The sequence below is a fragment of the Gilvimarinus sp. F26214L genome (genome assembly GCF_054401055.1).
Genome location: NZ_JBTIYG010000012.1, coordinates 89,699 through 109,460, shown reverse-complemented (window position 1 = coordinate 109,460; position 19,762 = coordinate 89,699). Strand labels below are relative to the sequence as shown.

The following is a 19,762-nucleotide window of genomic DNA, read 5'->3' as shown; positions in this document are numbered from 1 at the left end:
GGTCGAACTTACCTGCCCCTCATTCGCGCCCCGGTAGCTAGCCAGAGTCGCAGGACAGATACAAGGTTGGGTTAGCGAAGCGTAACCCAACACCTCGCCGCCAACACCTCGCCGCCAACACCTCGCCGCCAACACCTCGCCGCCAACACCTCGCCGCTACATTCCTTGCAGAAATCAAGGTGCGCAGCGGAATGACCCGTAGGTTGGGTTAGCGAAGCGTAACCCAACACCGAGCCATCCAATACCGGGTCCCCCCACGGCTTGCCACCAGTTCGGCTTACGACTGCCGCATGTCCTCTATGAACTCATCTGCTTCGGCAATGGATTTGCGCATGGCTTCCAGGAGTTGGTCCACGTCGCGGTTGATTACGTTTACTTCGCCTCTCAGGGACTGAATGGCTCGCGCGTTGAGGTTGTGCTTGAGGTAGAGGACCTGGTCGCGCATGGCGTCCAGGACCGGGTCCAGGCGGTTCTCCGCCTCGCGCATGACGGCAATCAGCTCGCCGTAGCGCCGCTGGGTACTGTTGAGCTGGTTGCGGCTCTCCCGGCGGAGGCTGGCGTCAGAGTATTGGGCCAGCTCATCTTCCCATTCGTCAAAAAGCGCTCCTGAAACCTCTTCGATGGCGTCGATACGGTCGTGAATTTCCTCGGCGGCCGCTTCGCTGTCCTCAAACTCTGCGTTGAGCGCGTCGTAGCGCTCCTCCAACTCGCCGCCTTCAAACTCCACCATGGCCCGGAATTGATCCAATGCCGAGGTGAACTGCTCCTGGCCATCCGCCTGGGCGTCCCGGGCGTCTTCCACCCGATCCACCAGGATATCCCGTTTGTGAACGCCAAAGCGTTCCATAGTGCTGTAATAGGCAGACTGACAGCCGATCAGCAGGAAGACGGCCGCGAAGGCGGGGACTATGCGCTTCATTTTGATCTCCAGGGGGGGGACTGATTCTCAAGTAATGCATGCACACCGCGAGCCAGAGTGGGGCCACGACCGAGAGCAGCGCCACGCTAGCTGAGCCGGCAACCTTTACCTCAGCCATTGGTGGTCTATGCTCGAGGGAGTAACAAGTAAAGCGGTCCCTCATGAAGCTGTTTTCCCGTCTCCTCATCCTGCTCCTTTTACTGTTCCCGATCATCTCAGCGGCCGAGCTTGAGTTCCGCCCTGATCCTGAGCCGCGCCCCAACAATTTCGCCCAGGTGGAGACCTGGGACTACCCCTCTGGCTTGCGGGTGCATTTCAAGTCCATGCCCCAGGTTTCCGATATCTACATTCAGGTCTTGCTGCCGGTGGGTTCCAGCCTCGACCCCAAAGGGCGGGAAGGGCTGGCCCACTTTGTCGAGCATATGGTGTTTACGGATCACCGGGGCAGGACGGAAGAGGAGATCAAGCAATCAGTGCTGGACCGGGGCGGGCGCAAGAACGCCACCACCAGCCGCTATGAGACCCGCTATTACGTGGACCTGCCGGCCGCCGAGTGGCGCTTTGGATTGAACTGGATGCACGATCTGTTGCGCGGGCACCGGTTCGGCCCCGCCGTGGCAGATGCGGAAAGGCGGGTGGTCATGTTGGAAAAGAGTCGCCGTTATCCGGCCAGCACCGAGCCCCTGGACCGCATCCAGCAATGGCTTTGGGGCAACAAGTTGCTGGTGAAGTCCGACGTCTGGGAGCGGGAGCTTGGGCTGGTGCGGGATTATCGCAGCGTGATCGGCAGCTACCCGTCCCTGCGGGGGATTGATGTAGCGGATCTTCAGGGTTTTTACGACCGTTATTACGGCCCACAGAACATGACGGTGATGATCGTCGGCGATGCCCCGCGGGACGCCGTCAAACAACTGGTGGATCAGAGCTTCGGCACCTGGGCGCCCCAGGGAGAAAGAGTGAGCACACTCCAGGAGGTCCGCCCCTCCCGCCAGCCCACCCGACGGGTGAGTTTCCGGTGGGTGCAGAACGTGGATCACAAACTTCGCTACAAGCTCTTCTCGCCCAGTGCGTACGACCTCGAGATGGCCTGGTTCAGCGCGCGCTTTCTGCGCCATCTCCTGAACCAACGCCTTCGAGTGGAAAGTAAGGCAACCTACGCCGTGTCCGTGAACGTGGATGCCTATGCCGGGCATGGTCTCGTTTCCATCTCCGGCAATTACGCCCGAGGCCGGGCGGATCATGTGGAGAGGGAGATCCGTGACACGCTCGCCGAACTGCAGCAGGGAAGACTCCCTGGGTCAGTATTCGAGAATGTCCGCGCGCGGGCCGTGAGTGATCTGACCATGGGCTACCCGAGCGCAGCGTCCATTGCCCGCTTGTGCTCCGTGGACGTGCTCTGCAACAAGGATATCTACAGCGGATTCCCGGACAGGGTGGCCCACTGGCAAGGGCTTAGCCAGAGGGAGCTGAGCGAATGGATGACAAAAACATTCACACCCGCCAATGAGCTGCTGGAGCTTACCCGCCCGATCCCCATCGCTCTTGTCTGGCTGGAGGGCGTCGGGCCGCTGGTGGTCCTGTTCCTGATTATCCGGATGCTGCGCTCCCGCTGGGCCCGGCCGGTGGACATGCGCGAGATTCGCTATTTATGCAAGTTGCGCCTGGCTCCCGGGCTGCTGGCGCTTTGGATGCTGACCGCGTCTGCCCTGGGGTTTTTGCTGGTAGCGGTGGGGTATAATGGCTGGGAAACGCTGGCCCTGACCCTGGCCAAGGCGGACTCCTACGCGTTGCAGCGCACTTTACCCCTGGCGCTGCTGGCGGCCGGGATGGCCCTGGTATTCAGCGTGCCGGCTCTGGTGCCTCGCAAATTGCTGTTCTTTACCCATCATTGGCGAATCAAGTTCTGGACCTTCCGCTCCACTGCTTACGATTACCGGGATGTGCGTGAGCTCCGCGAATGCTCCTTCTTCTCCGTGCTGTTCAGCCGCCGTGCTTTCACGACCGTCTTTCTGCATTGGGGAATGGGGCAGGGCGTGTACCTGAGGGTCGGCGATCGCCTCGGCTACTTCTTTCGTGTGCGGGACAATCGCGAGTTGCTCGGGTACCTGCAACAGCGAGGGGTGCCGATGGCAGAACTCGTCGCACAACCCGACCAGGAGGCGGGAATTGTCGCACCGGAGGCGGGTTGAGCGTCTACAGGACCGGGCTGGTCCGTTCTGCAGAGGGAACAGCAGACCCGGAGTGCGGGGAAATGAACTTAAATGACAATGACGATATGAAAATCCTTTATAAGGCAAACTATTGGAATTTGATACGACTCACCCTAGAATGCTGTGCAATTAGTTTGTATAACAAACAAATAATAATGTCCTGATAACAGAGCATCCCCTGATTCAGGGCGTATACGGGTAACAACCACAACCAATCATAAGCTGTTCACACGTCGAGCTCGGCTTCCCTCGAACAAAGTGAAGGACAAAAATAATGACTGTAAAGATACCCACCTCCATCCTCCCAACAAGCTCCGTCAGCCTGCTTGTGTTAGGTATGGCCGGTCTGTCGCTGCCGGTGGTCGCACAGAGCGGAGACCGTGTGCTGGAGGAAATTGTCATCACCTCCGAACGGCGCGAGGTCAATTTGCAGGAGACTCCCATCTCCGCGACGGTGTTGACCGGCGATGCGCTGAACCAGAAAGGCGTCGACAATATTGACGAGATTCAGCAGGTCGCGCCGAGCCTGGCCATCAATTCCTACAACCGCTCCACCTTCATCAACATCCGCGGCGTGGGGATCGCCCAGTCCGCGCCCACTTCCAACCCGGGGGTGGCCTACTATGTGGACGGCGTACTGATTCCACACGAGCAGTTTATCGGGCAGAGCTTTTACGACATTGGCGCCATTGAAGTTCTGCGCGGGCCGCAAGGTACGCTGACGGGCCAGAACTCCACCGGCGGCGCTGTTTACGTCACCACGCCCAAACCGGAGCTCGGCATCCTCGGCGGACACGTGGACCAGACCGCCGGCAGCTACGGCTGGTATCGCACCCAGGCAGGGGTGAATCTACCCATGGGGGACGTCGCCGCGCTGCGTGTGGCCGGCATCTACGAAACCCGCGATGGCTGGGTGGATAACAACGGACCCTCGGCTGGAATGGACCCTGGCAGCAGCGACCTGGGCAGCGTCCGGATGAACTTGTTGGTGCAACCCTCCGAAGGGCAGTCCTATAACGTTCGCTACGAAGCTTTCGACCTCGAAAGCGGCAACATCGCGGTTAAAAATCGCACCGATCCCAACACCGATCCTTACGAAATTTCCTACGATGGCCGCTCTTTTCTCAACCAGAAAGGCTATCGGTTTTCAGTGGAAGGGCGCTGGGATCTGAGCGAGACCACGGAGCTGCGCGCGCTCGGTTCAACCCAGGATGGCTATACCAACGATCAGACCGATGGTGATCGCACTTCTACGGAGATTGCCGAAGGGCTTGGCGGAGCCGGCCGGGTCAGTTGGGCCAAGACCACGTTTGAAACAGACATCCTGGAACTCAACCTGCTTTCCAGCGGCGATGGCCCGGTGCAGTGGGTGCTCGGTGCGTTCTACATGGCCGACGATGTGCCCCTTGAGCTGTACCGCGATGAACAGAACACCCACGATTTTCTCCAGAGCGATTCCAACATTGTCACCGAGGCGGAAAACACATCGCAGTCCGTATTCGGACAGGTTGATGCCTTCGTCTCAGAGAAGGTCCAGTTAACAGCGGGTGCCCGCTACTCGGAGGATGAGCAGGTTTACGAGCGCGTCATTCTGCCAGGGCCGCCTCCGCCCGACTGCTTTCCCTGCACCACGACTCAGGAATCCAGCGAGACCACCGGTCGTATCGGTCTGAACTACTTCAGCAATGCGGACACCATGTGGTACGGGACTTTGTCGAAGGGATACAAGGCGGGCGGCGTGAACCTGGATCCCCGGCAGGGCTTCTTCGAACCCGAAACCAATAACGTTCTGGAAGTGGGTGTAAAAACCACACTGGACGAGGGCCGCCTGCGCCTGAACGGCAACCTGTTCTACTCCGATTACGACAGCATTCAGTTCTCCAGCCTGCTGGCCCTGTTTGGCCCGCCGCTGCCGGTGACCCAGAACGCCGCGTCGGCGAAGTCCTACGGGGCGGAGCTGGAACTGACCGGTGCTTACGATGCGCTGAGCTTCAACTTTGGTCTCGGCTATCTGAATGCCCGCTTCGACGGCGACGTTCTGCTGAACGATACCAACGGGGGCGGCAACGGATGGGTGCGCGACGGGGATGATCTGCCGTTCTCACCGGAGCTGACCGCCAACGCGGGAATCCAGTACGATCTGCTGTTGGGTGAAATGCTCCTGGTGCCCCGCCTGCAGGTCTCCTACACGGACGAGCAGTTGGCCACCCCATTCGCTCACCCGGAAACCTATGTGGAATCGCGCACCATTACCGACCTCAAGCTTGCGGCCTACCCGTCCGAGCGCTGGATGGTGGAGGCATTTGTCTCCAACCTGTTCGATGAGGAATACGTCGCTTCGCAGATCCAGAGTTCGTCCAGTGCCGACGGTGGCCCCATCTACGGCGCGCCGCGGCAGTTTGGTTTGCGGACGAAGGTCGAGTTTTAGAAGAAGAATTTGTTGGGTTACGCTTCGCTAACCCAACCGACGGTTTGTGCCTCCCTTTGAGCGGATTGATCCTTCCGCTCTTTTTTTGCCGAATGCGCGTAGGCGATTTGGGTGATGTGATGCGGAGTTGGGCAGTGAAATTACGACCGGGTTTCGGGCGCTGGATTTCGATCTTTGCGTTGTGCCTCAGTGTTGTCGCGGCTGTCGCCGCGCGCGCAGAGTCCTGGTCCGACAGCACCCTGCGGGTCGCCATGTCCACCCTGCACGAAGAAACCTTCCTTCCCTGGATGGGTGGGGGAGGGCGCAAGGTTTACCTGGATACGATATACGAATACCTGGCGTATGTGGATCCGCAAACCCACGCCCTCCAACCGGGCCTGGCAACTGATTGGAATGTTTCCCCGGACGGCAAGGTCTGGACCTTGAACATTCGCCGGGGCGTTGAGTTTCATCATGGCTGGGGTGAAGTAACGGCAAAGGACGTAAAGTATTCCCTGGAGCGGCTCATTGATCCCTCTGCCGTATCCGGGCCGTCTTCCTCCATGCGCAACATCATTGAAGATGTCGCGGTTGCCGGAGAATATCAGGTAGTGATTCGGCTCAAGCGGCCGGACATTGCCTTCGTGCAAGGTTATCTGTCCAATGCCATGCAGGCGATGATCGTGTCCAGGCGCTATGTGGAAGAGGTGGGCGAGCGGGCCGCTAATCGCAAACCCGTGGGTACGGGGCCTTACGTTCTGGACGCCTACCGGAGCGGGGTATCGGTAACCGTAAAAACGGTAGTCGACGTGGACAATCACTGGCGTTCCCGCCCGGACTTCGAGCGCGTTCGGTTTCTCGCGGTGCCGGAGGAGTCCACCCGCATAGCCATGCTGCGCGCGGGGGAGGTGGACCTGGCGCCGGTCGCCTTCGATTCCGTGGCGGGTCTGAAGCGTTATGGAATCAACATCATTTCCATCAGCAATTCCTGGTCCCCCATCATTCGCTTCGGCGGTCTGGTGGAGACCGCAACTGAGTTCTACAACCCCAAGGTGCCGTGGCAGAGCAAGAAGGTTCGCCAGGCCATGAACTACGCGGTGGACAAGGAGACCATCCTCGAGGCGATCTTCCATGGCGAGGGTCGCGTGGCGGGCACGGACTTTCCGGCCCAGGTGTTCTTCGACATTCCGCCCTATCCCTATGATCCCGAGCGGGCCAAAGCTCTGATGAAGGAAGCGGGATACGAGGACGGTTTCTCCGTTACCCTGAAAACATTTACCACCACCCCCGGTGCGGAGTTGCCCATCATCGGCGAGATCGTCGGCATGTACTGGGAGGCCATCGGCATCGACGTGCACATTGTGCCCATCGACTGGATTACCCAGCGCACCGCCCAGGTGAATGGCAAAGCCACCGGTTTCGTCTGGACTCACCGGGGTATTGCGTTTCCCACGCCGCTGGTGGGACTGCAGGCCAGCTACAGTTCGGACAGCGTGTTCGCCACCTTCGCCAATGAAGAAACCGAATCCCGCCTTGAAGCCATTGAAAATACTCTCAACCCCGAAGAACGGGAGCAACTGATTCGCGAAATGGGTCAGTTGATTCGCGAGGAGGCGACGGGGCTTTTTCTGATCTTCAGCAACGAACCTTACGGCGCCAGTGACCGGATCGAGTCATGGCCGTCTCTCAGCCAGCATGTGACTAACGTGGATCTGATCAAACGGCGGGTGGCACCGTGAAGCGATACGTTCTGTCCCGCTTTGCGGAGATGGTGGTCGCACTGTTTCTGATGAGCGTCGTGGTATTTCTGCTGGGCCGTCTTACGGGTGATCCCGTGGCCCTGTTGCTCAGCGACTACGCATCGGATGAGGATCGCGCGCGCATCACCCGCGAACTGGGTCTGGATCAACCGCTGATCACACAATACGGCAACTTCGCCGCGCGGGCCCTGCGCGGCGATCTCGGGTCCTCCCTGATGGGCGAACAGCGCCCGGCGCTCGAGATGGTGCTGGAGCGCTTCCCGGCTTCCGTAAAACTGGCGGCAGTGGCCTTTGTGTTCAGCATGGCCGTGGGCATCCCCCTGGGGGTGGTGGCCGCGGTTCGGCAGGGCGAGGCCGGTGACATCGGCGCGCGTTTGCTGGCGCTGTTGGGCCAAAGCATTCCTGCCTTCTGGCTGGGGCTGGTGCTCATGTATTTGTTTGGCGTAAAGCTCGGCTGGTTGCCCACCTCCGGTTACGGGAGCTGGACGCACTACGTGCTGCCCGCCATCACCATGGGGCTGTTCACTACAGCGGCCGTGACGCGCCTGGTGCGCAGCAGCATGATGGACGCCCTCAGCAGCGAGTACGTCAGGCTGGCGCGGGTCAAGGGGCTGAGTGAAGCCGGTGTGGTGTGGAAGCACGCCCTGCGCAACAGCCTGATTCCGGTCATGACCTTCATGGGCACTTTTTTCGCCACCATGATCACCGGCGCGGTGGTGGTGGAAACCGTGTTCTCCTGGCCGGGCATCGGCCGTCTGGCTTTTGAGGCGATCCTTAACCGGGACTTTCCGCTGATTCAGGCCGTGGTGTTGTTTATGACCGCGCTGTTTATCGTGATCAACCTGATCGTGGATCTGGCCTATGCCTGGGTGGACCCGCGAATCCGGCACGGGAGCCGCTGAGCCATGCTGAACAAAGCTGTCACGGTGGTGGTCGCCGCTCTCTGGGCCTTGCTGATCGGAGTCGCGATTTTCGCACCGCTGTTGTCGCCCCAGGATCCTACCCAGGGTGTTCTGGTGGAGCGGCTGATGCCCCCGGTCTGGGCGGAAGGGGGCAGTGCCGACCATCTTCTGGGAACGGATCGCCTGGGCCGGGACGTGCTCAGCCGATTGATTTACGGCGCGCGAATTTCGCTTACAGTCTGCGCCCTGGCCATTCTGTTTTCCGGCATGGTGGGTTCCACGCTGGGAATCATCGCAGGCTATTACGGCGGCTGGACCGATACCGTTCTTATGCGTCTGGTGGACCTTGCTCTGTCCTTCCCGATCATTCTTCTCGCGCTGTTGTTCGGCGTCTTGTACGGGCCGGGCTTTGCCAATGTGATTCTGGTTATCAGCCTCGTGCTCTGGTCCCAGTACGCGCGGATGGCGCGAGCGGAAACGCTGCGCCTGAAAGACAGGGAGTTTGTGGATCTGGCGCGCAGTGCCGGGTGTTCAACGGTGACCATCATGACCCGCCATCTGGTGCCCAACATCGCCGGTTCGCTCATTGTGCTGGCAACGCTTCAGGTGGGTACCGTGATTATTCTGGAGTCCTCCCTGAGCTTTCTGGGAGTCGGGGTGCCGCCCCCCACACCGGCCTGGGGCTCCATGGTGGCGGAGGGGCGCTCCTATCTGTTCTCCGCCGCCTGGCTTGCCATGGTGCCGGGTGTTGCGATTGTGTTAACCGTCATGTCCGTGAATGTACTGGGCGACTCACTCGCCGAACACCTGAATCCGAAGCTGCGCGGCGGAGTGAAGAACTGAAATGAGCGAACCCCTGTTGCAACTGGAACAGTTCAGCGTTTCCCTGCGCAGCGCGGGCAGGGACCTGAATCTTGTGGATCAGGTGAGCCTGTCCCTGGACCGGAACCAGACTCTGGGAATCGTGGGCGAATCCGGGTCCGGCAAATCCACTCTGGCACTCTCGTTGATGCGCTTGCATGAAAAACGCGACCGCCCGCGTTACAGTGGCACGGCCATGTTCGACGGCCGGGACCTGCTGGCCCTGAGTGATGGGGAGATGCGCAGCCTGCGGGGGCGCGAGATTTCCATGATCCTGCAGGACCCCATGACCTCTTTGAATCCGGTGTTCAGCATCGGCAATCAGATCAGGGAAGCCATTCGCTGTCACGGTCAGGTGCCGGCGGCGGAGCTTGCGGGGCGGGTGGTGGAGTCTCTGCGCAGGGTCAGCATTCCCGCACCCGGGGACCGGGTTCGCGACTACCCTCACCAATTGAGCGGCGGCATGCGTCAACGGGTGGTGGGCGGCATCGCCATTTCCTGCGAACCTCGGCTGTTGATTGCCGACGAGCCCACGACCTCCCTCGATGTCACCATTCAGGCTCAGTACCTGCAATTGTTGCAGGACATTCAGCGTTCCATGGGCCTTTCGATTCTGTTGATCACCCACGACTTCGGTGTGGTGGCAAAAATGTGTGATCGGGTCTGTGTCATGTACGGCGGAACCATTGTGGAAGACGCGCCCGTTGGGGAAATTTTCGATCGTCCCGCACACCCGTACACCCATTTACTGATGGGCAGCCGCCCCAGCATTAATCACAAGCCCCACCGACTGGTGTCGATTCCCGGCGCGCCTCCGAAACCGGGCGATGTCACAAGCGGTTGCCGGTTTGCGCCGCGCTGTGATCGCGCCCGGGAACAGTGTCGCAGGGAGCGGCCGCCGGTCCAGTCCGCGGGACGGGATCACCGCGTGCGCTGCTGGTATCCGGTACTCGACCAGGACGGGGCGGAGCCGATCCGTGGGCCGGTTGAGGGGGCGTGTCTGTGAGTGAATCGGCGATCCTGTCCGCGCGTGGTTTAAGCCGGCATTTCGAAGTGGACGGCGGAACCCTCAAGGCGGTCAGTAATGTGGACCTGGAGATCTTTCCGCGGGAAACACTGGCGGTGGTGGGTGAATCGGGCTGCGGGAAGAGCACCCTGAGCCGCTTGTTGCTGGCGCTGACGCCGCCCACTTCGGGAAGCCTCTGCTTCGATGGGCGCAATACCGCGGAGATGTCCCGGGAGGAGTGGCGACGTTTTCGCCGCGAGGTGCAGCCGGTGTTCCAGAATCCCTACGCGTCGCTCAATCCGCGCATGCGCGTGGAAGGCATTGTGGCGGAACCGCTGCGGGTTGCGGGCTCCGGTGCGGACAGGAGCCGGAAGGAGGTGAAGCGCCGGGTCGGTGAAGCGTTGGAAGCCACAGGCCTGAGCGCGTCGGATGGGGAGAAATATCCTCACCAGTTCAGCGGCGGCCAGCGCCAGCGCATAGCCATCGCCCGGGCCATTATTTCCCGGCCGCGCCTGATCGTCCTGGACGAGCCCGTGTCGTCCCAGGATATTTCCATTCAGGCGCAAATCCTCAACCTGCTCAAGGACCTGCAGGACGCCTTGGGCATCAGCTATCTGTTTATCGCCCATGATCTGGCCACCGTGCGCTTCATGAGCGATCGCCTTGCCGTCATGTACCTGGGCAAGGTTGTGGAAAGCGGTCCCTGCGAAGTGGTATTCGCCGAGCCGTTTCATCCCTACACACGGGCCTTGCTGGCCTCGGCATTGCCGGAGCACCCCGGCGATCGGCAAACCATACCGGGTCTGTACGGTGAGATCCCCAGTCCCCTCCATCCGCCCGCCGGCTGCCGCTTCCATACCCGCTGCCCCGCCGCGGTGCCCGAATGTTCGAATAGCGAGCCGTCGCTGCAGTTGCTCGGTTGTGATCGCAAAGTGGCGTGTCCGCGGGTGGAAGTTTCAACTGAAAGAGAGCGAAGTGAATGAGCGAAGGTGATTCCGTTTTGATGTATTGCGTGGGCGATGTGCTCCCCGAGCGGGATGACCCCCACACCATCTTTGCAAAAACCCGCCCGGTTCTCAGCGAGGCGGACGTGGCCTTTTGCCAGTTGGAAGCCAATATTTCCGAGCGCGGTACACGCCTGCCTCAGGCCCGCCATACCACGCGCCTGCAACGGGAGACGGCAACCGCGATCAAGGACGCAGGTTTCAACGTCGTGTCCTTCGCCGGCAATCACTGTATGGATTGGGGGCGCGAGGCTTTTTTCGACACCATCGACGCACTGCGCGAGGAGGCGCTCGGTGTGGTGGGCGTGGGAGCCAACATCAGCGAGGCCCGCACGCCGCTGATCGTCGAGTCCAAGGGGACGAAGATCGCCTTCATTGCCTATTCCTCCATCCTTCCCCAGTGTTACTGGGCGGAAGCGGACCGCCCGGGCTGCGCGCCCATGCGCGCCTTCACCCACTACGAGCCGATCGAGCACGATCAGCCGGGTACGCCCTGTCGGGTTCACACCTTCGCCCATCGCGGTGACCTGGAGGCGCTGATCGCGGATATCGAAAAAGCCAGGTCACAGGCGGACGTGGTGGTCATGTCCATCCACTGGGGCATTCATTTCGTACCGAAGGTGATTGCCGACTACCAGCGCGAGGTTGCCCATGTTGCAATCGATCACGGCGTGGACCTGATCCTGGGTCATCATGCACACATCCTGAAAGGGATCGAGGTCTACAAGGGTAAGCCGATCTTTTACAGCCTCTGCAATTTTGCCGTGGATTTGACCATGACCCCGGAGCATGCCCAGAGCAAGGGCTTCCGGGAGATTCAGGGCCTGCATCCGGAATGGATTCCGGACTTTGAAAGCCGCTACAACTTTCCGCCGGATTCCCGTCGCACGGCGGTGGTGAAGGTGGAGATTGAAAACGGCGGGATTCAAAAGGTGGCCTACCTGCCGACCTACGTGGATACCCAGGCCGTGCCCGAGATTCTGTCCACCACGGACCCGCGTTTCGATGAGGTGGTCAGCTATATCGAAGAGATCACTCGCGACCAGGAATTGCCGGCAAGTTTCCGCCGGGAAGGCGATTCGATTGTGGTGGAGCCGGCGTGAATCAATCGACGAAGCAAGCGCATCAACGAGTCGGGGGTATCTCGCGGGCCCTGGCGGACTTCGTGGTCGACACCCGCTTTGAGCAACTGGACCGCGAAGCACTTCGCTACGCGCGCTACGCATTGCTGGATCAATTGGGTGTGAGCCTGGCGGCCACCACCCTGGGAGAAGGTTGTTCCGCATTTTCGGATCTGGCGATCACCCAGGGTGGCGCTGGGGAAAGCACACTGTTCGCCAGTAAGGCGAGAGTCCCCGCGGTGCAGGCGGCATTCGCAAATGGCGCGCTATCCCACGCGCTGGATTTCGAAGATGCCCACGACGGTGCTTTGGTGCATCCCAATGCGGCCACCATCCCGGCGGCCCTTGCCGTGGCCGAAGGCCTGGGTCACGTGAGCGGTCGTGAGCTGTTGACGGCCATCGCCGTGGGTTGCGACGTGGTGTGCCGCCTGGGGCTCGCCCTGCAGATACCGCTGGATGACTATGGCTGGTATCCACCGCCCATTCTCAGCGCCTTCGGCGCCACGGCAACGGCTGCCCGCCTGTACGGCTTGAGTGGGGAGCAGGTGGTGAATGCATTTTCCCTGACCTTGCTGCAGAACAGTTGCAGCGCCGAGATAAAGTACAACCCCCACAGTCAGGTGCGGGCGATTCGCGATGCGTTTCCCGCGCAAACCGGCGTGCAGTCGGCGCTCCTGGCCGCTCGCGGCATCACGGGCTTCGCTGAACCCTTTGAAGGTAAAGCCGGCTTCTTCGCAATGGTTGCACGAGGTCACTACGAGCCCGACAACATTGTGAACAAGCTGGGCGAAGTCTTCGAAATCGCTCAACTCAGCTTCAAAGCCTGGCCCAGTTGCCGGGGAACCCATGCCTATATCGAGGCCGCTCTAAACCTTGTGCGAGAGGAGCAGATTGCGGTGGAGGAGATTGAGCGCATCGACGTGCAGGGCCACCGGGTCAACCAAATGCTGGCCCAGCCGCGGGCCAGCAAGTGCCGCCCTGCAACTGCCATCGATGCAAAATTCAGTATTCCGTTCTGTGTGGCCAGCGCACTGATTCACGGGAGCGTGAACCTGGACAGCTTTTCCGCCGACGCCCGCAGGCACGAGGCCGTATTGCAACTGGCGGAGAAGGTCCACTATCACGTGGACGATCGGCTGCAGGACCCCGCGGGAATGACCTCCGGCCGAATGCGCATCGTCATGAACGACGGATGCCATCACGACCGGGAGCTGGACCAGCCCTACGGATCGCCCGCGCGGCCCCTTTCTGAAGAAGATCTCCTGGAAAAATTCCGCGCCTGCGTACGCCACGCCCGCAAACCACTGAAGCAGGAGGACGCCGAAGCCCTGGCCGCGGCCATTCTTTCCCTGGAGCAGGCTGTTGATCTTCAACAGAGCCTGTTCAGATTTCTATAGATTCATTTTTTCAGGTAACCGTTTTTGCGGTACCGGAACCGGATAGGTGACAGTTATGACCGACAATGCGGGAAACCGTGAACTCACGGATGATTTCGATCCACTGGCTCGCGAAGACTTCAATAGCGCACACGCGCTTTACTCCGGGATGCGCAGTCAATGCCCGGTCGCGCACAGTAACGAATGGAACGGCTTCTGGGCGCTGCTCCGTTATCAGGACGTGGTGGACGTATTGCGCGATCACCAGACCTATATCACGTCCGTTCAGAACGTGGTGCCGAAGGTGGCGTTTACCGGCCGTCGTCCGCCACTGCACCTGGATCCGCCTGAACACACTCCCTACCGGCAGGCGCTGAATCCGTTCTTCAAGCGAAGCCGGATGGAAGCCTTCCTGCCCACTTTACGTGAAGTGACCGTGAGCCTGTTGCAGCCCTACGTCGATGCGGGTGGCGGGGACATCTGCCAGGATTTTACTCACAAATATCCAGGCTATCTGTTCGCTGAATTTTTCGGCCTGTCGAAAGAACTGTCCATGCGCATCAAGGAAACGACCTGTGTTTACGACAAGGCGCTGCAGGAAGCGAACGACGAGCTGGTTAAGGAGACGAGCCTGCAGCTCTATGCCATTGCCCGGGACATTATCGAGGAGCGCAAGGCCAATCCCCGGGATCCGAAGAACGACATCACCTCTGCCTTGCTCGCAAAAACCTACGAAGGCGAGCCGTTACCGGACGCCATGGTTCTCGGCACTATTCGGCAGATGATTGTCGTGGGCATGATTGCCCCGAGCGTGTTCATTGGCACCATGCTCCATCATCTCTGCGAAAACCCGGACCTCCAGGATCAGCTGCGCGCGGAGCCGGAGCTGATTCCCGCCGCCATCGAAGAGTATCTGCGGCTTTTTACCCCCTATCGGGGCTTCGCCCGAACGGCACGAAAGGATGTGGAGATTGGCGGACGGCTGATCAAGAAGAACGAGCCCATTGCGCTGGTCTACGCCTCGGCCAATCGCGATGAAGCCGTATTTCCCGACGGCGACAAGTTCATTCTCAATCGGCCCAACATCAAGGATCACGTGGCATTCGGCCTGGGCCCACACCGCTGCGCTGGTGAGCCCCTTGCCCGCCTGATGTTGCAGGTCACTCTGGAAGAGTTTCTGAGCAGAACGAAGAAAATCGAGTTGGCTGGCGAAGTGAAGATGACACGCTGGCCGGAGTGGGGCACTCTGGCTGTGCCCCTGAAGGTGGTTGCAGCCTGAATGAGATCGGCCCCCGGTGCCACATGCCCGGGGCCGGCACAATCTCTTCAGAAGTTCTTGTCGAGAAATTCACCGACGTAGCTCACCATTCGGTCGTGGTCCCAATCACTGGAGTCCACCATGTCGGCCCATAGATCGATAACGGGAATGCCCGCATCCTCGAAAGCCTTCTTGGTAAACAGAGAGCCACTTTGCGAAAGTCGCGCGCCTTCGGGCATCAACATCATGACCGCGTCAATTTTTGCGCGCTTGGCCTCGTGGACCATCCACTCATTCATCCAGGGGGGAAGGTGCAGCACTTCGTTCATTCCGGCGATGCGGCTGGCCAGCGCGCGCAACGGATCGTCCAGTTTGTAACGGGGATAGGCATAGTTCGCGAAGGGCAGGTACATGGACCAGACAAATACGGCCCCGAAGCGATCCTCCAACGCCTGGTAAAAACTTGAGTCGTGCCAGAGGCCGGCACCGATCCACATCATGCGAACCCGCTCGTTCGCGCACGCGGCCAGCCCCTGGTCCACCCGTTCACGGATCTCATCGCGGAATCGCTTCACATGGTCCACCGCCCAGTCCGAGCCCCGGTGCCACTGGGGAATCATGGTATTGGGCATCTGATCCACAATTGTTACGGGACAGGGAACCGTTTCCACTGCCAGGCGGGCCGCTTCACCCAGTGTGGATTCCTGCTCGTTGATTCTGTGCATCAGGGCCAGCAGTTTATTCTCGTCGAAGCGGCGTCCGGTCTGCCGCTCCAGCAGACTGATCAGGCCTTTCATCTCCTCCACCATCAGATCGAGCCGATCCGACTGGTAAACCGTCTCCCAATCCTCGGCGGCCAATTCCCACCAGTTGGGGACCTTCTCGGTCCAGCCGGGAGCTTCCAGCGGATAAAACGGGGCGCCCAGCGCGTCCGCCCACAGGGAAAAAACCTGCTGAATGCAGTCGCAGGTCATTCGTGCCACCAGCACCGTGGGCTTCGGCAGTCCACCCCAGGGCGCGGTGGCGGGGTCGTTGTCCAGGGTGCAGCCCAGGCCCAGAGAACAGTACTTGCAACTGTCCTGTGGAAAGCCGTGTTCCGCCAACACGTTCACGTAGCGCTCGGACAAGCGCTTGGCCGAGATGTAGGCGGACCACCACTGATTGGTAACAATGGGAATGTCCATCACGTGGAATATTTCGTGGGGCGTGTCAGCCTGCACGATGGCAAAGGGCTCGCCGTTTTCCACCACGCGGCGTTTCAGATCCAGGCCAAAGGCTTTCTGAAAGCGCTGGGCATCGGCCGTGCAGCTCAGATCCTTGCGGCTGCGGAGAGAGGAAGAGTTCGACATACTGGCTCCAGGTCAATCACTCGCGCGGCTCAGGCGAGCCACGCGGATCATACGAAAACGTCGGCTGCTTTGAGGTTCGCATAGTCTTGCGCGCTCATACCCAGAAGGTCGCGGCACACTTGTTCGTTGTGTTCGCCCATGGCGGGAGCGAGGCGCACCTGCGCGGGAGTGCGGGACAGTTTGAAGGGCGGAGTCTGGTGGCCGAAGCGACCCAGGTGCGGATGATCCAGTTCCGTCAGGTAGTTGCGGTGCCGCAGCTGCGGATCCCGCTCGAAGGTGTCGGCAATGTCCTGTACGACTCCCGCGGCGATTCCGCTGTCCTGCAGGCGCTCCATCAGAGCGTAGCGCTCCTGGGGCCTGGTCCATTCCCGTATGCGCTCCTCCAGTTGGTTCAGTTCACTGTCCGACAGCATGGGGACGTCCTCAGCGGCTGGCCAGTGCTCATCCGGAAGCACCGCAACGAAGCGCGCCCAGTCCTGCTCAGTTTCCATCGACATGGCGATCCACTTCTGTTCGTCGCCCTCGGCGCGGCAGGGGAATACTCCTTGAAACAATACGTCCGGTGATCGGTTTCCTTCCCGACGGGGCACTTCACCGGTGAGTTGGGTATCCGTCAGAGCGTCCGCCATCTGCTGAACACAGACCTCGTACATGCTGGCATCGATGTACTGGCCGGCACCCGTGCGTCGTTTGGTGTCCAGTGCGGCGGATACTGTCGCGGCCATGTAATAGGGGAGCACCACATCGCCATAAGGTACCGAAGGTGTTACCGGGTTGCGGTCGGGCCAGCCGGTCAGATAGATTCGGCCGGACAGTGCGGCGCCCGTGCCGTCCACGCCCCAGTTTTTGGCGTAGGGTCCCGTCTGACCGAACACACTGCCGCTTACCATGATGATGTCCGGTCGGCGCTCCCTGATGGTGGCGTAATCCAGCCCGAGTTTTTCCATGGTGCCGGGAGAAAAATTCTCCACGATCACATCCGCCCATTCGATGAGCGGGTCGATCACTTCCCGCATGCGCGGATGTTTCATGTTGAGCTGCAGACTGAGCTTGGAACTGTTGAAATGGCTGAACCACGGTTTGTCGTCCAGGTTACCGGGCCTGGAGGCGCTGACCTGGTTGTCGATGCGACTCAGGCAGGGCCGCAAAGCCGACTCCACCTTTACCACCCGGGCACCGTGATCGGCCAGCAACTTTGTGGTGAGCGAGCCCACCAAAGCCCAGGCAAAATCCAGAACCTTGACACCGGTCAGAGGGGAATTCGCAGTCATTACAGTACTCCCGCAGCTTGTTGTTGCTTCAGTTCATCAACGCTCAGGCCCAGCAGCCGGCTGTAGACCTCGTGGTTGTGGCCGCCCAGCGTGGGAATTACATGTGGCATCCGGTAATGGCCTTCGCTCAGGCGTACGAAATAATCCGGCTGCTCGAGGGTCACACCCGATGCCAGTGCAACGGGCTGGAGAAACTCCCGGCTGCGCAGGTGCTGGTCTTTGAGAACGTCGTCCGGCGAGTTGGCGACCGTCGCGCGGATGCCGCGCTTTGCGCCTTCGGTACGAATGTCGTCCTTGGTTTTGCTGTTGAAGAATGCATCCATGGCCGCTTCCCACTCCAGTCGCGTTTCCGGTGCCAGGCTGCTGCGGTCGTAGCGTTCCCAGTCCACCTTTGCCATGGGGTTGGCGAACCCTTCTTCACTCATCCAGGCCGACAAGGCCGCGTTGGCAGGCGCTCCGAATTTTCCGGTCATGAGGCTGTGGAAGCAGTAACCGTCTGCCAGTTCCCAGACAACTCGGACCGTGGCCCGGCCGAATCGCACTTTGTCTCCGGCGCGGAGCAACTTGCGCCGGTCGAACTGCCACGCGAGCAGGTTGCTGGTGTTGCGGCTGGCGGCCACCTCCTGGATCGAGCAGTCCACATGCTGGCCGCGCCCCGAAATGCCCCGCTCACGGTGGGCGAGCAAGGCGCCGAGCGATGCGGCGGCGGTGGCGTGGAAGCAGCAGGCATCCCGGGCTTCCAGCACCGGAGTCTCATCCGGGTAGCCGCAGGTGTCCAGGGTCCCGCCCATGGCTGAAGCCACCAGTTCGCCGCCCTTGTATTGGCTGAAGGGACCGCTCTGGCCGAAGGGCGTGATGGAAACCCAGATCACTTGCGGGTTGATCTGTTCCAGGCGGGCGTAGTCCAGGTGCCGCTCTGCCAGATAACCGGGCGTGAAGCTTTCCACCACGAAATGGGATTGCCTGACCAGCTCCTGAAAATAAGCGCGGCCAGTTTCAGCATCGAGGTTCAAGGTGATACTTTGCTTTCCCATGTTACGCAGGCGCCAGCCCTGATTGGGGCGGCTGGATGGGGGATCGATGCGAATGACTTCCGCCCCCAGGGACGCCAGGAATTTTGCGCAGGCAAAAGCCCGATGGTCGCTCAGGTCGAGAACCCGGTAGCCGCTCAACATGCCTGTGTTGTCAGTTGGACCGTTCATGATTGATTGAGAAACTCCTCCAGCAATGGGCGAATCGCTTCCGTGTTCAAATCGTAATCCTGCTCGCTCAGTAGCAGGGTTTTCAGACCAGCCGACTGCGCAGCATCCCGCTGACGGGGGTAGTGCCAGGTGAGGGCCTCTTCCCGGTGCATGTAGAAAAACAGAATGCCTGCCGCGCTCTGCTGTCGTGCAAAGGTGATCAGGTCCTCCGCGTCCATGAAAGTCCGGCTGCTGCGGGTCTTTCCGTAGTACCGGCTCAGGGCTTCCATGGGATCGAGGTTCTCGTCCACCCGTCCTGCCAGGAAATGGTTGCCCAGACTGTGGTAGTCACCTGCCACGCGGCCGCCAAGATCGTCAATCAGGGTGTGCAACCCGGGGTGGTCGGGACCATTGCCGGCGAGCACGATGGGCGTCTGGTTTTTCGCCCCTTCACCGTGTGGCAACTCGGTCGGAAGGGTCTCGACAAGCGAGTTGAAGTCCGTGATGGCGATGGAACGGGCTGCGGTATAGAGTTGGTGCACCAGCGTGGAAGAGAGGTGTACGGAGGCCTCTGCACGTAGCTGCGTAATGGAATTCAGGCGGTGCCGGGCGCAGTTGTATTGCTCGATGGCCCGGGCGAGAGCGGCATCGTCCAGGGTTGTTCCGCTCTGATCCTCCAGGAAGCGGGCAAATTCTGTGATTTTTTTTCGGTTGTGGGCCGCAGTGCTTTCCCGCGGCGAGTGGAGGATGTCCACCAGAAAAACCGGTGGCAGTGGAAATCGGGAATGGGCCCGTTTCATCTCGCACAAATAGTAGTACAGACGCTGGTGGGCATCGTTGCTGCGGGGCAGGACGATCAGATCCAGAAAGTCGTACTCGCCCGCCAACAGGCGATTGAAAACGGAGCGGGTGACCGGATCAAAAGCCGGCTCCATGTACTCATTGGCGAGGGCCGGTTCCTGCTGCGGGTCGCCCTGCAGGTGAAAAGGGAGCATGCCCGCGGCGTGAATGATCTCCAACGGCACGTTGTTGGAGAGGTAGCCAACCACCGGTCGGCCGTGCGCCTTCCAGCCGCGCGCTGACTGCGCTGGATCCTGGCTGATGGCGGTAAGGTCCTGGATAGCTGAAATTGTCATC

General features: G+C 60.5%; 15 protein-coding genes. 10 read left to right on the top strand and 5 right to left on the bottom strand.

The features are described 5' to 3' along the window. Window positions 1–277: 277 nt before the first annotated feature. On the bottom strand, window positions 278–919 hold the full coding sequence (locus ACURWW_RS13635; protein WP_445618071.1) for a DUF2959 domain-containing protein: 642 nt from the start codon (window positions 917–919) through the stop codon (window positions 278–280). Window positions 920–1,080: 161 nt separating this feature from the next. Here ACURWW_RS13635 and ACURWW_RS13630 point away from each other — a divergent pair, with 161 nt between their 5' ends. The 10 genes from ACURWW_RS13630 (at window position 1,081) to ACURWW_RS13585 (ending at window position 14,845) form a co-directional block, all read left to right on the top strand. Further along, complete coding sequence (locus tag ACURWW_RS13630) at window positions 1,081–3,108, top strand: M16 family metallopeptidase (protein ID WP_445618070.1); 2,028 nt, start codon at window positions 1,081–1,083, stop codon at window positions 3,106–3,108. A gap of 295 nt (window positions 3,109–3,403) precedes the next feature. Beyond that, the gene (locus ACURWW_RS13625; protein ID WP_445618069.1) at window positions 3,404–5,557 is read left to right on the top strand and encodes a TonB-dependent receptor; all 2,154 of its coding nucleotides are present in this window, start codon (window positions 3,404–3,406) and stop codon (window positions 5,555–5,557) included. 134 nt (window positions 5,558–5,691) lie between these two features. Then, window positions 5,692–7,275, top strand: coding sequence for an ABC transporter substrate-binding protein (locus ACURWW_RS13620; RefSeq protein WP_445618068.1), 1,584 nt, complete (start codon window positions 5,692–5,694; stop codon window positions 7,273–7,275). Next, window positions 7,272–8,198, top strand: coding sequence for an ABC transporter permease (locus ACURWW_RS13615; protein ID WP_445618067.1), 927 nt, complete (start codon window positions 7,272–7,274; stop codon window positions 8,196–8,198). Before ACURWW_RS13620 ends, ACURWW_RS13615 begins: the two co-directional genes overlap by 4 nt. 3 nt (window positions 8,199–8,201) lie before the next feature. Then, window positions 8,202–9,041, top strand: coding sequence for an ABC transporter permease (locus ACURWW_RS13610; protein ID WP_445618066.1), 840 nt, complete (start codon window positions 8,202–8,204; stop codon window positions 9,039–9,041). Between the two features lies 1 nt (window position 9,042). Further along, window positions 9,043–10,065 (top strand): ABC transporter ATP-binding protein, encoded by a 1,023-nt coding sequence (locus tag ACURWW_RS13605; protein ID WP_445618065.1) that lies wholly within the window; start codon window positions 9,043–9,045, stop codon window positions 10,063–10,065. Beyond that, the gene (locus ACURWW_RS13600) at window positions 10,062–11,048 is read left to right on the top strand and encodes an ABC transporter ATP-binding protein (protein WP_445618064.1); all 987 of its coding nucleotides are present in this window, start codon (window positions 10,062–10,064) and stop codon (window positions 11,046–11,048) included. The genes ACURWW_RS13605 and ACURWW_RS13600 overlap by 4 nt, the downstream gene beginning before the upstream one ends. Beyond that, window positions 11,045–12,172 (top strand): CapA family protein, encoded by a 1,128-nt coding sequence (locus tag ACURWW_RS13595; RefSeq protein WP_445618063.1) that lies wholly within the window; start codon window positions 11,045–11,047, stop codon window positions 12,170–12,172. The genes ACURWW_RS13600 and ACURWW_RS13595 overlap by 4 nt, the downstream gene beginning before the upstream one ends. Then, a complete protein-coding gene (locus ACURWW_RS13590; protein ID WP_445618062.1) occupies window positions 12,169–13,587 on the top strand; it encodes an MmgE/PrpD family protein in 1,419 nt (472 codons plus the stop codon). The genes ACURWW_RS13595 and ACURWW_RS13590 overlap by 4 nt, the downstream gene beginning before the upstream one ends. Window positions 13,588–13,642: 55 nt before the next feature. Further along, window positions 13,643–14,845, top strand: a complete 1,203-nt coding sequence (locus tag ACURWW_RS13585; protein ID WP_445618061.1) for a cytochrome P450 — start codon at window positions 13,643–13,645, stop codon at window positions 14,843–14,845. A gap of 47 nt (window positions 14,846–14,892) precedes the next feature. Here the strand turns inward: ACURWW_RS13585 and ACURWW_RS13580 are convergent, their stop codons facing one another. The 4 genes from ACURWW_RS13580 to ACURWW_RS13565 are packed head-to-tail and all read right to left on the bottom strand — an operon-like array spanning window position 14,893 to window position 19,761. Further along, window positions 14,893–16,173, bottom strand: a complete 1,281-nt coding sequence (locus tag ACURWW_RS13580) for a 2-hydroxyacyl-CoA dehydratase subunit D (RefSeq protein ID WP_445618060.1) — start codon at window positions 16,171–16,173, stop codon at window positions 14,893–14,895. Window positions 16,174–16,220: 47 nt separating this feature from the next. Beyond that, window positions 16,221–17,444 (bottom strand): CaiB/BaiF CoA transferase family protein, encoded by a 1,224-nt coding sequence (locus ACURWW_RS13575; RefSeq protein WP_445618059.1) that lies wholly within the window; start codon window positions 17,442–17,444, stop codon window positions 16,221–16,223. Further along, window positions 17,444–18,646: a CoA transferase gene (locus ACURWW_RS13570; protein WP_445618058.1), complete on the bottom strand. Its 1,203-nt coding sequence runs from the start codon at window positions 18,644–18,646 to the stop codon at window positions 17,444–17,446. The genes ACURWW_RS13575 and ACURWW_RS13570 overlap by 1 nt, the downstream gene beginning before the upstream one ends. Then, complete coding sequence (locus ACURWW_RS13565) at window positions 18,643–19,761, bottom strand: 2-hydroxyacyl-CoA dehydratase subunit D (RefSeq protein ID WP_445618057.1); 1,119 nt, start codon at window positions 19,759–19,761, stop codon at window positions 18,643–18,645. Before ACURWW_RS13565 ends, ACURWW_RS13570 begins: the two co-directional genes overlap by 4 nt. Between the last annotated feature and the right edge of the window lies 1 nt (window position 19,762).